Source organism: Brevundimonas diminuta 3F5N, assembly GCF_900163625.1.
Classification (GTDB): Bacteria; Pseudomonadota; Alphaproteobacteria; order Caulobacterales; family Caulobacteraceae; genus Brevundimonas; species Brevundimonas diminuta_A.
The window spans coordinates 34247-49094 of the sequence record NZ_FUIE01000020.1 but is presented as its reverse complement, the minus strand read 5'-3'; the positions used below and the strand labels follow the sequence as shown (position 1 = coordinate 49094).

Genomic DNA, 14848 nt, shown 5'->3' with positions numbered 1-14848 from the left:
TCTTAGCATGGCCGCCCCGAAAAGCGTTAGAATTTTGAGGTTATAGGGATGCGCCTGTCGACAAAGGGACGTTACGCCGTGATGGCGATGGCCGATCTGGCGAAAAACGGCTCGGGCCGGGCTGTGTCCCTGGCCGAAATCGCCACCCGTCAGGAAATCTCGCTCAGCTATCTGGAGCAGCTCTTCGCACGGCTGCGCAAGGGCGGGCTGGTGAAGAGCATTCGCGGGCCGGGCGGCGGCTATCGCCTGGCCAAGGCGCCGGAAGAGACGGTCGTGGCCGACATTGTCCTGGCCGTAGACGAACCGATCCGCGCCACCCGCTGCGCCGCCCATGGCACGCCGCGCGGTTGCATGACGGGCGGCGCACGCTGCATCACCCACGACCTTTGGGAAGATCTGGGCGCCGAGATCCATCGCTATCTGGCCGGAGTCAGTCTGGCTGATGTGATCGAAAAGCGCACCAACCGGGCGCGCATGGGCCAGAAGGACGCGACGTCCATGGAGGCTGCGGCGTGAGCGTCTATCTAGATTACAACGCCTCGGGTCTGGTTCGTCCTGAGGTTCAGGAGATTATGGCGAAGGCTCTGGCCGACAACGGCAATCCCTCGGCCGTGCACGCCGCCGGGCGCCGCGCTCGCGCCCGCATCGAGACGGCGCGCGCTCAGGTGGCCGATCTGATCGGCGCCGATCCGACGGCGATCATATTCTCTTCGGGCGGGACCGAGTCCAACGCCCAGGCCATCCACAGCGCCCTGGCCGCCGGTTGCGAGCGGCTGATCGTCGGCGCGACCGAGCACCCTTGTGTGGCCGAGGCTGCCGCCGTCAGCGGCGTTCCGGTCGAGGTTTTGCCGGTCGATGCGGACGGCGTGGTCGATCTGGCCTGGCTGGCTGAGGCGCTGGCCCGTCCGGAGCGGGCTGTTGTCGCCATCCATCACGCCAACAACGAAAGCGGCGTGATCCAGCCCATCGCCGAGGCGGCGAAGCTGGTCGGCGCGGCGGGCGGCTGGTTGCACGTCGACGCCATCCAGTCGGCTGGTAAGGTTCCGGTGACGATGCGCGCGCTCGGCGCCGACAGCCTGACCCTTTCGGCGCACAAGCTGGGCGGGCCGCAGGGCGTGGGCGCTCTGGTGCTGAAGGACGGCGTTTCCGCCGTTCGCATCCTGCATGGCGCGGGGCAGGAACGCGGCCTGCGCGCCGGAACTGAGAACGTGCCGGGCATCGCCGGCTTCGGCGTCGCCGCTGATTGCGCCGCGCGCGATCTGGAAGCCGCCATGGCTCATGTCGCCTGGCGCGACGCGGCCGAGGCCAAGGTCACGGCGGCGGGAGCGACCGTCATCGGCGGCGCTGTCGAGCGTCTGCCCAACACCCTGTTCATGGCGGTCGAGGGCTGGGACAGCCCGCAGCAACTCATCACTTTGGATCTGGTCGGCGTCATGGTCTCCGCCGGTTCCGCCTGCTCGTCAGGCAAGGTCAAGCCGTCCAAGGCGATTAGCGCCATGGGCCTGCATCATCTGGCGACCGGGGGCGTGCGCGTCTCCGGCGGATGGGGCACGACCGAGGCCGACTGGACCCGCTTCGCCGACGCCTGGGTCGCGGCCTGGGACAAGCACAAGGCGCGCTTGCAAGAGCGCGTAAAGGAAGTCGCGTAACTTATGGCTATCGTTCAGGAAACAATCGATACGGTCGCGGAGCTGGAGCGGTACAAGTACGGCTTCACCACCGACGTCGAGCAGGAGTTCGCCCCCAAGGGCCTGAACCCCGACATCATCCGTTTCATCTCTGAAAAGAAGCGCGAGCCGCAGTGGATGCTGGAATGGCGTCTCGCCGCCTATGAGCGCTGGCTGGCGATGGAAGAGCCGACCTGGGCGGCGGTGAAATACGATCCTGTCGATTATCAGGACCTCTACTACTACGCCGCGCCGGTTAAGAAGGAGGGGCCGAAATCACTGGATGAGGTCGATCCCGAACTGCTGGAAGTCTACGCCAAGCTGGGCATTCCGCTGAAGGAACAGGAAGTCCTGGCCGGCGTCCAGGGCGCGCCCCGGGTGGCCGTTGACGCTGTGTTCGACAGCGTCTCGGTCGTCACCACCTTCAAGGAGGAACTGGCTAAGGCGGGCGTGATTTTCATGCCAATTTCTGAGGCCTTGCGTGAATATCCTGATCTTGTGCGCCAATACCTGGGCACGGTCGTCCCGGTCAGCGACAACTATTTCGCAGCCCTGAACAGCGCGGTCTTTTCTGACGGCAGCTTCGTCTACATCCCGCCGGGCGTGCGCTGCCCGATGGAGCTGTCGACCTATTTCCGCATCAACGCCAGCCAGACCGGCCAGTTCGAGCGGACCCTGATCATCGCTGACAAGGGCAGCTACGTCTCCTATCTGGAAGGCTGCACGGCGCCGATGCGCGACGAGAACCAGTTGCACGCGGCGGTCGTCGAAATCATCGCCCTGGACGACGCCGAGGTGAAATACTCGACCGTGCAGAATTGGTACCCCGGTGACGCCGAGGGCAAGGGCGGCATCTACAACTTCGTCACCAAGCGCGCCGACTGCCGCGGCGATCGCTCCAAGGTCAGCTGGACGCAGGTTGAAACGGGCTCGGCCGTCACCTGGAAATATCCGTCCTGCATCCTGAAGGGCGAGGAAAGCTCGGGCGAGTTCTATTCCATCGCCATCACCAACGGCCACCAACAGGCCGACACCGGCACCAAGATGATGCACCTGGGCAAGAACAGCCGCAGCCGCATCATCGCCAAGACGGTCTCGGCCGGTAAGTCGGACTCGACCTATCGCGGCCTGGTGTCGATCCACCCCAAGGCGACGGGCGTGCGCAACTTCACACAGTGCGACAGCCTGCTGATCGGCAAGGAGTGCGGCGCCCACACCATCCCCTACATCGAGGTCCGCAACGGCTCGGCTCAGCTGGAGCACGAGGCGACCACGACCCGCCTGTCCGAGGATCAGCTCTTCTACGCCCAGCAGCGCGGTCTGTCTGAAGAGGAAGCCGTGGCCCTGCTGGTCAACGGCTTCGTCCGCGACGTCCTGCAGGAGCTGCCGATGGAGTTCGCCGTCGAGGCGCAGAAGCTGGTGGCGATCAGTCTCGAAGGCTCGGTCGGCTGAGTGAGTTGAAGAAGAAAAACAATGCTTAAGATCAATAACCTCCACGTCTCTGTCGCCGACAAGCCGATCCTCAAGGGCCTGACGCTCGATGTGCCTGCGGGCGAAGTTCATGCGGTCATGGGGCCGAACGGCGCGGGCAAGTCGACGCTGGGCTACAGCCTGTCGGGCCGTCCCGGCTATGAGGTGACGGACGGTTCCGCCTCGTGGAACGGCGCCGACCTTTTGGACCTCGAACCGGCCGAGCGCGCGGCGGCGGGCCTGTTCCTGTCGTTCCAGTATCCGATCGAGATCCCCGGCGTGCCGGCCATGACCTTCATCCGCACAGCGCTGAACGCCCAGAAGCGCGCGCGTGGCGAGGAAGAGGTTTCCGCTCCTGCCTTCCTGAAGCTGGTCAAGGCGGCGTCGCAGGCGCTGAAGATGGACTTCGACATGCTGAAGCGACCGCTGAACGTCGGCTTCTCCGGCGGTGAGAAGAAGCGGATGGAGATCCTGCAGATGGCCCTGCTGGAGCCGTCGCTGTTGATCCTGGACGAGACGGACTCGGGCCTCGACATCGACGCCTTGCGCATCGTCGCCGACGGCGTGAACGCCATGCGCCGTGCCGACCGGTCGATGTTGGTGATCACCCACTATCAGCGCCTGCTGGACTATATCAAACCGGACCGGGTGCACGTTCTGGCGGGCGGCCGCATCGTCGCCTCGGGTGGGCCGGAACTGGCGCATGAGCTGGAGGCGGAAGGCTACGACAAGTTCCTGCCGGAGGCGGCATGAAGGCGCTCGCTCGGCTGGACCTGACCGATGCCGCGACCTTCCCCTCGCGGCGGGTCGAGGAATGGAAATACAGTGATCTGAAGCGCTTCCTTCGTGAAGCGCCCGAACCTTCAGGCACCGCCGTCGTGGGCGCGCCGGGGCCGTTCTATGATCTGGGCGGCGACGCCATCGTCTTCGCCAACGGCCGCCCGGTCGGGGTGAAGGACTATATCGCCTCGGGCGATCAGACGCTGCGCCTGCGCTTCATCTCGGATGCGACGGGCACCGGCCATACGGCGGCGGCGCGCATCGTGGCTCGCCCCGGCGCGCGCCTGCTGCTGCTGGAAACGCATGAGGGCAAGGGCTCGGCCTATGTGGCTCACAACAAGGTCGAGATCGACGTCGCCGTTGACGCTGAGGTCATTCGCATCGTCCTGACTGATGAACCCGCCGACGCCATTTCGGTGGCCGAGGCCGAGGTGCGGCTGGAGGCTGGCGGCCGTTATCGCCAGACCATCGTCGCCACCGGCGCCAAGCTGCAACGTCATGAGACGCGTCTGCGACACGGAGCCGAGGGCGCCGATGCGCGTGTGGACGGCCTGTATCTGCTGAACGGCGCGCGCCACTTCGACCTGACCACGGTGATCGACCACGTCTCGCCCAACGGCACGACCAGCCAGTTGATCAAGGGTGTGGTCCGGGACGAAGCGCGCGGCGTCTTCCAGGGCAAGATCCTGGTCCAGAAGGGCGCTGACGACACCGACGCCCGCATGGGCCACCACGGCCTGATCGCCTCGGATCGCGGCGAAATCGATGTGAAGCCCGAGCTGATCATCTACGCCGACGAGGTGCAGTGCGCCCACGGGGCGACCGTCGGGACGCTGGACGAGAGCGCCCTGTTCTACATGCAGCAGCGCGGCATCTCGGCCGATGAGGCCCGCGCCCTGTTGACCCATGCCTTCCTGATCGAGGTCGTCGACCGCATTGAGGATGAAGGCGCCAGAGAGGTGGTGCGGGAATGGCTGACGGCTCGCCTGTGACCAACGCAATTGTGACGGGGTTTGACCCCTATGCCGCCCGCGCGCAGTTCCCGATCCTGTCGCGGCAGGTGAATGGCAAGCCGCTGGTCTATCTGGACACCGCCGCCTCGGCGCAGAAACCGCGCGCCGTGATCGACGCCCTGGTCGCGTCGATGGAGGGCAGCTACGCCAACGTCCACCGGGGTCTGCACACCCTGTCGAATGAGGCGACCGAGGCTTATGAGCGGGCGCGTGAGATCGTCGCCCGTTTCCTGAATGCGCCGTCGGCCGACAACATCGTCTGGACCAAGGGCGGGACCGAGGCGATCAATCTGGTCGCCAACGGCGTCGGCCTGTCGATCCAGCCGGGCGACGAGATCATCGTCACCGAGATGGAGCACCACTCCAACATCGTGCCGTGGCATTTCCTGCGCGAGCGGCGCGGGGCGGTGCTGAAATGGGCGCCGATCAAGGACGACGGCTCGCTGGACATGGAGGCCTTCGCCGCCTTGCTGGGACCGAGGACCAAGCTGGTCGCCGTCACCCATATGTCCAACGTGCTGGGCACCATCAATCCGGTCGCCGAGATCACCCGTCTGGCCCATGCGGCCGGAGCGCGGGTGCTGATCGACGGCTGTCAGGGCGCCGTCCACGCGGCGCCGGACGTTCAGGCCATCGGCTGCGACTACTATGTCCTGACGGGGCACAAGCTGTTCGCGCCCACGGGCATTGGCGTCCTGTACGGTTCGGCTGAGGCGCTGGACGCCCTGCCGCCGTATCAGGGCGGCGGCGAGATGATCGTCACGGTCGAGAAGGAAGGCGTGACCTACGCCAAGCCGCCGCACCGTTTTGAGGCCGGCACTCCGCCGATTCTGGAAGCCATCGGCATGGGCGCTGCGGTCGAATGGCTGTCACAATATGATGCGGCGGCGATCCAGGCGCATGAAATGGCGCTGTATCGCCATGCCGTCGAGCGCCTGCAGGGCCACAACTGGCTGCGGATTCTGGGGGAAGCGGAAGGGAAGGGCGCCATCCTGACCTTTACCGTCGAGGGCGCGCACGCTCATGACGTGGCCCAGATCATGGACCGCTATGGCGTAGCCGTACGGGCCGGTCTGCACTGCGCCGAGCCTCTCGCGAAAAGACTGGGCGTCAGCGCAAGCGCGCGCGCATCCTTCGCCCTATATAACACCATGGAGGATACAGACGCCTTCGTGGACGCGCTGATCAAGGCGCGGAACTTCTTCGTGTGACGAGTATGGACGCCAAGACCGACAACGCGATCAGCGACAGCGACACCTTCGCCGCCAGCTGGGACGAGCCGCAGAAGAGCGCCCTGTCCCAGGCTGAGCTGGATAAGCTGACGGACGACCTGATCGAGGCGCTGAAGACGGTGTACGACCCCGAAATCCCGGTCGACATCTATGAGTTGGGCCTGATCTACAAGGTGGACGTGTCTGACGACCGCGATGTGCTGGTCGAGATGACGTTGACGGCGCCGGGCTGCCCGGTCGCCGGAGAGATGCCTGGCTGGGTCGAGACGGCGGTGGCTAAGGTCGAGGGCGTCCGCAGCGCCAAGGCCAATCTGGTGTTCGATCCGCCGTGGGACTCTTCCAAGATGAGCGATGAGGCCAAACTGGCCCTGAACATGTTCTGAGGAGGCCCTGATGACCGAACTTCAGACGGCGACGACCCGGCCCCGACGGCCCCGGCCCAAGGCGGTGACCCTGACGGACGCCGCCGCCGCGCGCGTGCGCGAGATCATGGACAACGCGGAAAAGGACTATGTCGGCCTGCGCGTCGGCGTGAAGAACAGCGGCTGCGCCGGGCAGGAATACACTTTCGCCTACGCCGAAGAAGCCCAGCCGTTGGACGAGGTGGTGGAGGACAAGGGCGTCACCATCCTGATCGAGCCCAAGGCGGTTCTGTTCCTGATCGGCACCGAGATAGACTATGAGGTGACGAAGCTGGCGTCGAAGTTCGTCTTTCGCAATCCGAATGAGACGGATGCCTGCGGCTGCGGCGAGAGCGTCACCATCATCCCCGCTGCTGCTCTGGACGCCGACTGACATGATCCGACTGGAGGGGGTGACCCGGCGCTATCGCAGCGCAGCGGGCGACCGGACGGCGCTGGACGCCGTCGACCTGCACGTCGCGCGCGGCGAGGTGTTCGGCGTGGTGGGCCGTTCGGGGGCAGGCAAGTCCACACTGATCCGCGCCATCAACCGACTGGAGACGCCCGACGCGGGCAAGGTCTTCGTCGGCGATCAGGAAATCACCGCCCTGAACCCGGCCGAACTACGCGCCGCGCGGCGCGGCATCGGTATGATCTTCCAGCACTTCAACCTGCTGAACGCCAAGACGATCGAGGACAACGTCGCCTTTCCCCTGCGGCTGGAAGGGCGGCCCGAGGCCGAGGTGAAGGCCCGCACGGCGGAACTGCTGGTCCAATTGGGGTTGGCTGATCACGCGAAGAAACACCCGTCCCAACTGTCGGGCGGCCAGAAGCAGCGCGTCGGCATCGCCCGCGCCCTGGCCTGCGGCCCCAGCGTCCTGTTGTGCGACGAAGCGACCAGCGCCCTCGACCCCGAGACGACCGAGGACATCCTGACCCTGCTGGACGGGCTGAACCGCGATCTGGGCCTGACCATCGTGCTCATCACCCACCAGATGGAGGTGGTGCGTCGCGTCTGCGACCGGGTGGCCGTTCTGAAAGATGGAAAGATCGTGGAGCAGGGCGCGACGGCCGATGTCTTCCTGCATCCGCAGCACGCCGTGACCCGCGCCATGCTGGCCGAGGGCGAGGAGGCGATCGACGCCTCGGTCGCGCCCGCCGGGGCGCGCATGGCCCGCCTGACCTTCCGTGGTCCCGCGACCTATGAGCCGGAGTTGAGCCGCGTCGCGCGGACTGTCGGCGTGGACTATTCAATCCTGTCGGGTCGCATCAGCCGCATCCGGGGCGAGCCCTACGGCCAGATGACGGTGGCCTTCACCGGCGGCGACGCCGAGTCCGCCTTGGCGCAACTGGCCGCGCGCGGCGTCGTGGTGGAGACGGTCTGATGTTCGCCAATGTGGACTGGGCCGATATCGGCAAGGCGACGATCGACACCCTGCTGATGCTGGGCGGCTCGATGGTGCTGACCGTGATCCTGGGCGTGCCGTTGGGCGTGCTGCTCTATCTGTCGGGCAAGGGACGGTTGGCCGCTAATCCGGTGCTGAACGCCGCGCTGTCCTTCGTGGTCAATGTGCTGCGCTCGGTGCCCTTCATCATCCTGCTGATCGTCATGCTGCCGGTGACGGTGCTGCTGGTCGGCACCTCGCTGGGCGTGGCGGGCGCCATTCCGCCGCTGGTCGTCGGAGCCGCGCCCTTCTATGCGCGTCTGGTCGAGACGGCGCTGCGCGAGGTGGACAAGGGCGTGGTCGAGGCGACCCAGGCCATGGGCGGCTCGACCTTCCAGATCGTGACGCGCGCCCTGTTGCCCGAGGCCATGCCCGGCATCATCGCCGGCGCGACCGTCACCGCCATCGCCCTGGTCAGCTACACCGCCATGGCGGGCGTGGTGGGGGCAGGCGGCCTAGGCGATCTGGCCATCCGCTTCGGCTATCAACGCTTCCAGACCGACGTCATGGTTGTGACCGTAGTTCTGCTGCTGATCCTCGTACAAATTCTGCAGATGATCGGCGACCGTCTGGTCGCTAAGGTCTCGCACCGCTGATTTTACGAAAGCCTGCCTCATGATCCGCCGTTCGCTGCTGCTGTCCGCCGCTGCTGTCCTGATGCTCGCCGCCTGCGGTCAGGGCGCGGACAAGAAGGCGGGGGCCGAGGGCGCGCCTCTGCTGGTTGGCGCCACCGCCGTGCCGCACGCGGAAATCCTGGAGCAGGTGAAGCCGATCCTGGCCGCGCAGGGCGTGCCGATCGAGATCAAGGTCTTCAACGACTACGTTCAACCGAACGTGCAACTGTCTGAAAAGCGGCTGGATGTGAACTACTTCCAGACCAAGCCATATCTGGACGAATTCAACACGGCGCGGGGCACGAGCCTTGTCACCGTGGCTGGAATCCACGTCGAGCCGCTTGGTCTCTATTCGCGCAAACACAAGGCTCTGACCGATCTGCCGAACGGCGCCCAAGTGGTGCTGCCTAATGACGCTTCCAACACCGGCCGCGCCCTGCTGTTGCTGCAGGCAGCGGGCCTGATCACCCTGACGGACCCGCAGAACCCGCTGCAGACGGTGCGCGACATCGCGACCAACCCCAAGGGGCTGAAGTTCCAGGAGGTCGAGGCCGCCACCATTCCGCGTATCCTGCCGCAGGTCGATGGCGCGGTGATCAACACCAACTACGCCCTCGACGCCGGTCTGAAGCCCAAGACCGACGCGCTGTCGCTGGAAGGCGCCGACAGCCCTTATGTGAACTATCTGGTCGCCCGTCCGGACAATCAGAACGACCCGCGCGTCCAAGCGCTGGCCAACGCCCTGCGCGGTCAGGCGATCAAGGACTTCATCGCCTCGAAGTATGAAGGTGCGGTGATCCCAGCCGCCTGACAGGCTATATTGCCGTAACGTTGTTTTGCGTTTAAGCCTCGGTCTTTATTCGGGAGGCTGCATCGTGACGTCTATGAAGCGTAATGTTGTCGTTGTTTTTGCAGTTACCGGTGCCGCTGTTGGCCCGTTAGTCGTTCTGAGGGACGCGCTGTTCAGCTCTGAGACCGACTGGAGTGGTCACTGGTGGATCGTCGCTGCGCTGACGGCAGCGGCGGTGTGTGCAGCGATTGGCGGGCTGATTGGCTTGGTCGCGAAAATGATCCTGGCTCGGCGACAGGTTCAGTAAGGGCGTCAAGCTGCGGAGGATTGCTGCGGTTCCAGTGTTTTGCTCATTTCGTTCGCGGGCAGCACCAGAACAGCCGGCGTTACCGGCTGACCCGTCGCCTCGGCGATCAGTTCAGCGGTCTTGCCTTCCACGGCGGCTTCCAGCCTGGCCAGGAACTCGGCCTTGGGCAGGCCGGTCGGGATGGGTTCGAGGAATTCCAGCGTCGCCGTGCCGGGGTTCTTGCGGAACTCCTCCAACGGCCAAAACAGGCCCAGGTTGGTCGCCAGCGGCACGACCGGCATGTCGAAGTCGCGATACATGTGCCAGACGCCCGAGCGATAGCGGAACTTCTCGCCGACCTTGGCCAGATGGCCTTCCGGATAGATCAGGATCTTGCGGCCCTCGCGATTGGCGTCGGCGGCGCGTTCCTTCAGGGCGGCGCGGGCGGCGTGACCGCCGCAGTTGTTGACGACGATGGCGCCCAGCTTCTTCAGCACCGTTCCAAGCAGGGGGAACTTCTCCAGATGGTCACCGGTGACGAAAGCCACGTCGTCGAACTGGTCATAGGTGGCGAAGCCGTCGCCCCAGCTTTGGTGCTTTGAGGCGATGATGAATGCGCCGGTCGGAATTCGTTCCTTGCCGCGCGTTTCGATTCGAATGCCCGCGAACAGGCTCATGGCTTGCACCATCCGCCGGACATAGCGGCGAATGATCCAGCTGGTGGCTTTGCGCCCGGGCGCCAGGGCCGCAAAGGCGGCGGCCAGGCCGTAGGTGATGGAAAGCGCCCAATAGGCGATGTTGAACAGCAGGCTTCGCATTTGGCGACTATGCCAGCCTGCCGTTCTGAGGCGAGCGTAAAGTGAAGCCTAAAGGATCAGCGCAGCGGTTGGCCCGCACGGATACGGGCGATGACGGCTTCCAACTGCGCTTGAGGCATGCCGCCGGGGATCAGGTTGCCGTTGATGATGAAGGCGGGCGTTCCGCTCAGGGCCAGGGCCGAGGCTTCGCGCGTATTGCGCAGAATCACGGCGTCGATCTCCTCGCGGTGCGTGGCCAGGTCGCGATCCAGCTGATTCATGTCGACCCCGGCTGCGCGAGCGAGGCTACGCGCCTGCTGGTCAGTCTCGATGCGGCCCTTGGCGCTCATGAAGGCCTTGTGCACCTCATGGTACTTGCCCTGGTAGTTGGCGGCCATCGCCAGGCGAGCCACGTTGTCGGACACGGCGCCGAAGATGGGCCATTCCTTGTAGAGGATGCGCACCTTGGGATCGGCCTTCATCAGGCCCTCCAACTCCGGGATCATCATTTTGCAGTAGGGACAGTTGTAGTCCATGAAGCCGATGATGATGATATCGGCGTTCTCGCCGCCGATGAACGGCGTCGCCGGATCGCGCAGCAGGTCGCTGAAGCCGACCTCCGCCACCATGGGTAGATCCTGAGCGCCCGACGTTCCAGCCGCCGCGACAGCCGCCGGGGCGTTGCCAGCGTCGGCCGGACCGCACGCGGCCAGGGTCAGGGCGACAGCGAGCTTCATGACGAGGGCGGGGTTCTTCATCGGGTCAGGCTTTCCTGCTTCGTTCGGCGCATGGCCGCACGGTTAGGCGGGGAGGGGCCGCGCCAAGGCGACGGTTGATGCTTCTTGGTCGAGGCGCCCGCTTAAGTCACGCTTAAGGCGGCGGGCGAGGCCTTGTTCAGGCGAGCGATCTCGGCGGCGATCTGTTCGGGCGCGATCTCGCCCATGTGCGCCTTCGCCAGGCTGCCGTCCGCATGAAGGAAGAGCGTCACCGGAATGCCGACCGTACGATAGTGACGCGGTAGAGCCATGCCGGTGTCGAGCAGGACGTGCCGTAGGGACAGACCCTCGTGCGTCAGATAATCGCCGACCGTCTCCCGGCTCTCGCCCTGATTGATGAACAGGAAGCGGACGTCGGGGTGAGACTGCTCGGCCTGCGCCAGGGCCGGCATTTCGCGGCGACAGGGCGGGCACCAGGTCGCCCAGATGTTGATGACGGTGGGTTGATTGACCGGCTGGGCCAGGTCGATCGAAGCCCCTTCCAACTGGACCAGGGTCAGTTGGGCGGGCGGCAGGGGCTCGGTGGCCGAAGCCAACTGATGCGTCGTGACCCAGACCAGGGCAGCCGCCGCCACGGGTGCGATCGCCCAGGCCCGTTCCTGCCGGGTCTTCAGAAGCAGGACGGTGGCCAGGGCGACGAAGGGCAGAACCCAGAACCAGGCGAACCCGCCCTGCCACACGGCGAAGGCGCGCATGGGGTCGCCGCTGAAATATTCCCAGTTGGCGATGACGTGGGCCAGGCGGGCGACGGCGACGCCGCCGATGGCGACAACCGTGCTCCACAGGTTGAAGCGGCCGCTGATCCGGCTGACCAGAATGCTGGAGCCGATCATGAAGACGACGACGCCGACGATGATGGCGAAACGTTCGCCGGACAGGACCAGGGGGCCGAGCGACAGACTGTTCATTCGGTCGCCCCTGCGCGCTCCAGCGAGGTCAGGACGGCGCGAGCCGGAACCTCGCCGACCAAGCGGCTGTCAGGCGCTTCCTTTGACGTCTTCGACAGGAAGATCATCGTCGGCGGGCCGACGACGCCATAGCGGTCGAGCAGATCGCGCACTTCGGGTGTGCTGTGTGTCACGTCGACCTCGATCAGATCGACTGCGCCGAGTTCGGCCAGGACTTCGCCGTTCTGGAAAACCTCGCGCTCCATCACGCGGCAACTGACGCACCATTCCGCCGTGAAATAGACGAGGGCCGGCCGGGATTTGGTGGCCGCCTGGGCGACGGCGGTCTCCAGCGCAGCGTTATCGGCGACCACCGCCGCCGGAACGGCCGCGAGAGGCGAGGCGCCGTTGGCCGCGACGGCCGGCCGGGCCAGCGGCGCCAGAGGACGCCAGGGACTGACGGCGTCGAGGCTTACGCCGATCAACAGCAGCACGCCCCAGACGGCGGTGATCAGGCCAGCCGCGCGCGCGATGCTGTTCAGGACGCCCGACGCCGCCGGACGGAACAGGCCGAGGGCGGCAGCGGTCGTGAAGCACAGGGCCGCGCCCAGCGCCAGGGTCGCGACAGGCGGCAGGATGCGACTGGCAAGCCACCAAGCCATACCCAGGAAGATGAAGCCGAAGACGATCTTCACGCGGTTCATCCATGCTCCGGCCCTGGGCAGGAAGCGCGCGCCAGCGGTCCCGAAGACGATCAGCGGCACGCCCTTGCCCAGCCCCAGGAAGAACAGGGCGGCTGCGCCCAGGACGACATCACCGGTCTGCGCGATATAGAGCAGGGCGCCTGCCAGCGGGGCGGTGACGCACGGCCCGGCGATGAGGGCCGAGAGGAAACCCAGGCCTGATGCAGAGGCTACGGATCGACGCCCCGTTCCGGCGTCGCGCGACAGGCGGCTGGTCCAGACGGATGGCAGCTGAAGCTCGAACGCGCCGAACATCGAGACCGCCAGGATGACGAAGAGGACGGCCAGGCCTCCCACGGCCCATGGCGATTGCAACGCCATCTGCAGGTTCTGGCCCGACCATGCGGCGGCGACGCCGAGCAGGGCGAAGGCCACGGCGAGGCCCAGGACATAGGCGCCCGAAAGCAGTAGGCCGCGTCGCGTGCCTTGCCCGTCGACGCCTCGTCCGATGACGCCAGCCAGGATCGGGTACATGGGGAAGACGCAGGGCGTGAACGCCAGCAGAACGCCGAAGCCGAAGAAGGCCAGCAGCACCCAGGCCGTTCCCCCCTGACCCGCCAATCGATCGACGAAGCCCTGATCCTGCTGAAGTTGGATGGCGGGCGTGGACGCGACGGCGCCCGGTTCAGGTGCAGCGACAGGCGTAGGCTCCGCCTCAATCGTTTCGGCGGCCTCGGTCGCTGGAGCCGCAGGAGCCTTCTGCAGAGCGAGCACGGCGGCGGCCTGGGCCGTCGCGGCCTCGGCCTCGCGCGAAGCGATCCGAGCGCTCGGCAGGGCGGGGACGTCGACCGTGCGGGTGGTCGGCGGGTAGCAGATCGAGTTTTCCAGGCACCCCTGGTAGGTGATGTTGATCGACGCGGGATCGTTCGCGCGCTTCAGCGCATCCGCTGACAGAACCGCGCGCCCAGCGTCACGCCAGATGTCGACGACGCCGAACCCGGGGTCGTCCTTCTTTTCTCCAGCCTGAAGGCGGAGAGGAAACCCGGTCTTGCCGTCGGGCGCAGTGGCGGCGGTGTGATCCTTGTAGAGATAGTGGCCCGGCGCGATCTTCCAGACGAACACCATGTCGCCGTCAGCCTCTCGCGAGATCTGAAGGGTGAACGCCTCTTCGGGGGAAAGCAGCGGCTGGCCGAAGCCCTGGCCCAGTCCTTGGGCCAGGCTCGGCGCCGGCAGCATGAGGACGGCCAGGGCCGCGAGGAGGCGTACGAGAATGATCTTCATACCTGTCAGGTCGGAGAATGAGCTTAAGTCAGGCTTAAGCCGAGCTTCGCATCAATAGCCAATGAGATTGCTCGCTGTAGAAGACGATCCGGTGCTGGCGGATGGACTGCGCGTCGGCCTGGGGGCCTGCGGCTGGACCGTCGAGCCGGTCGCCAGGGTCGAAGACGCCCTGGCCGCGCTGGAAAGCTCGAGTTTCGACGCGGTCGTTCTGGACCTGGGCCTGCCGGATGGCGACGGCTTGGAAATCCTGCGCTTCGTACGGCAGCGGGACATGGACGTCGGCGTGGTGATCCTGTCGGCGCGCGACGACAGCCGCGATCGCATCGCCGGTCTGGATACAGGGGCTGACGACTATGTCGGCAAGCCGTTTGATCTGGATGAACTGGCGGCGCGCTTGCGGGCGGTTCGTCGGCGCCTGCTGGGCCGCTCGCAACCGGCGCTGTCGCATGAAGGCGTGACGCTAGACCCCAAGTCGCGGCTGGCCTGGCGAGGGCAGGGCGACCTTCATCTGTCGCGACGCGAGTTCGCCATCCTTGAGGCCCTGATGGAGCGCCCGTCCCATGTCTTGTCCCGCAGCCAGTTGGAGGAGCGGCTCTACGGCTGGCAGGAGGACATCGGCTCGAACGCGGTCGAGGTTCACATCCATCACCTGCGCGCCAAGCTGGGCGCTGACTTCATCCGCACTGTGCGCGGCCTGGGATACACGCTCCAATGATGTCCATTCGG

16 protein-coding genes are annotated in these 14848 nt (G+C 65.9%); 12 read left to right on the top strand and 4 right to left on the bottom strand.

The window, feature by feature from the left end; translation table 11 throughout:
- The first annotated feature begins 48 nt into the window (after window positions 1-48).
- Genes FM111_RS03625 through FM111_RS03575 form a run of 11 tightly spaced genes read left to right on the top strand, consistent with a single transcriptional unit; the run spans window position 49 to window position 9433 of the window.
- Entirely contained in the window at window positions 49-516 is a 468-nt protein-coding gene (locus FM111_RS03625) for an Rrf2 family transcriptional regulator (protein ID WP_087139371.1), read from the top strand.
- The gene (locus FM111_RS03620; RefSeq protein WP_087139370.1) at window positions 513-1649 is read left to right on the top strand and encodes a cysteine desulfurase family protein; all 1137 of its coding nucleotides are present in this window, start codon (window positions 513-515) and stop codon (window positions 1647-1649) included. The genes FM111_RS03625 and FM111_RS03620 overlap by 4 nt, the downstream gene beginning before the upstream one ends.
- A 3-nt stretch (window positions 1650-1652) precedes the next feature.
- The gene (gene sufB / locus FM111_RS03615; protein WP_087139369.1) at window positions 1653-3119 is read left to right on the top strand and encodes a Fe-S cluster assembly protein SufB; all 1467 of its coding nucleotides are present in this window, start codon (window positions 1653-1655) and stop codon (window positions 3117-3119) included.
- Window positions 3120-3140: 21 nt separating this feature from the next.
- On the top strand, window positions 3141-3890 hold the full coding sequence (sufC, locus tag FM111_RS03610) for a Fe-S cluster assembly ATPase SufC (protein ID WP_087139368.1): 750 nt from the start codon (window positions 3141-3143) through the stop codon (window positions 3888-3890).
- The gene (sufD, locus tag FM111_RS03605; RefSeq protein WP_087139367.1) at window positions 3887-4909 is read left to right on the top strand and encodes a Fe-S cluster assembly protein SufD; all 1023 of its coding nucleotides are present in this window, start codon (window positions 3887-3889) and stop codon (window positions 4907-4909) included. The genes sufC and sufD overlap by 4 nt, the downstream gene beginning before the upstream one ends.
- The gene (locus FM111_RS03600; protein ID WP_087139366.1) at window positions 4888-6141 is read left to right on the top strand and encodes an aminotransferase class V-fold PLP-dependent enzyme; all 1254 of its coding nucleotides are present in this window, start codon (window positions 4888-4890) and stop codon (window positions 6139-6141) included. Before sufD ends, FM111_RS03600 begins: the two co-directional genes overlap by 22 nt.
- A 5-nt stretch (window positions 6142-6146) precedes the next feature.
- A complete protein-coding gene (locus tag FM111_RS03595) occupies window positions 6147-6545 on the top strand; it encodes an SUF system Fe-S cluster assembly protein (protein ID WP_087139365.1) in 399 nt (132 codons plus the stop codon).
- Window positions 6546-6555: 10 nt separating this feature from the next.
- On the top strand, window positions 6556-6957 hold the full coding sequence (locus FM111_RS03590) for a HesB/IscA family protein (protein ID WP_087139364.1): 402 nt from the start codon (window positions 6556-6558) through the stop codon (window positions 6955-6957).
- Between the two features lies 1 nt (window position 6958).
- Window positions 6959-7948, top strand: a complete 990-nt coding sequence (locus FM111_RS03585) for a methionine ABC transporter ATP-binding protein (RefSeq protein WP_087139363.1) — start codon at window positions 6959-6961, stop codon at window positions 7946-7948.
- A complete protein-coding gene (locus FM111_RS03580; protein WP_087139362.1) occupies window positions 7948-8604 on the top strand; it encodes a methionine ABC transporter permease in 657 nt (218 codons plus the stop codon). The genes FM111_RS03585 and FM111_RS03580 overlap by 1 nt, the downstream gene beginning before the upstream one ends.
- A gap of 19 nt (window positions 8605-8623) precedes the next feature.
- Window positions 8624-9433, top strand: coding sequence for a MetQ/NlpA family ABC transporter substrate-binding protein (locus FM111_RS03575; RefSeq protein WP_087139361.1), 810 nt, complete (start codon window positions 8624-8626; stop codon window positions 9431-9433).
- A gap of 291 nt (window positions 9434-9724) precedes the next feature.
- Here the strand turns inward: FM111_RS03575 and FM111_RS03565 are convergent, their stop codons facing one another.
- From FM111_RS03565 to dsbD, 4 genes are all read right to left on the bottom strand, one after another.
- Window positions 9725-10516 carry a lysophospholipid acyltransferase family protein gene (locus tag FM111_RS03565; protein ID WP_087139359.1) on the bottom strand — a complete coding sequence of 264 codons (792 nt, stop codon included), beginning with the start codon at window positions 10514-10516 and terminating at the stop codon, window positions 9725-9727.
- Between the two features lie 56 nt (window positions 10517-10572).
- A complete protein-coding gene (locus FM111_RS03560; protein WP_087139358.1) occupies window positions 10573-11253 on the bottom strand; it encodes a DsbA family protein in 681 nt (226 codons plus the stop codon).
- Between the two features lie 101 nt (window positions 11254-11354).
- Window positions 11355-12179 carry a TlpA disulfide reductase family protein gene (locus tag FM111_RS03555; protein WP_087139357.1) on the bottom strand — a complete coding sequence of 275 codons (825 nt, stop codon included), beginning with the start codon at window positions 12177-12179 and terminating at the stop codon, window positions 11355-11357.
- On the bottom strand, window positions 12176-14122 hold the full coding sequence (gene dsbD / locus FM111_RS03550; protein WP_087139356.1) for a protein-disulfide reductase DsbD: 1947 nt from the start codon (window positions 14120-14122) through the stop codon (window positions 12176-12178). Before dsbD ends, FM111_RS03555 begins: the two co-directional genes overlap by 4 nt.
- A gap of 61 nt (window positions 14123-14183) precedes the next feature.
- On the opposite strand from dsbD, the gene FM111_RS03545 reads away from it, so the two are divergent.
- Window positions 14184-14837, top strand: a complete 654-nt coding sequence (locus FM111_RS03545) for a response regulator (RefSeq protein WP_087139355.1) — start codon at window positions 14184-14186, stop codon at window positions 14835-14837.
- Window positions 14838-14848: the final 11 nt, after the last annotated feature.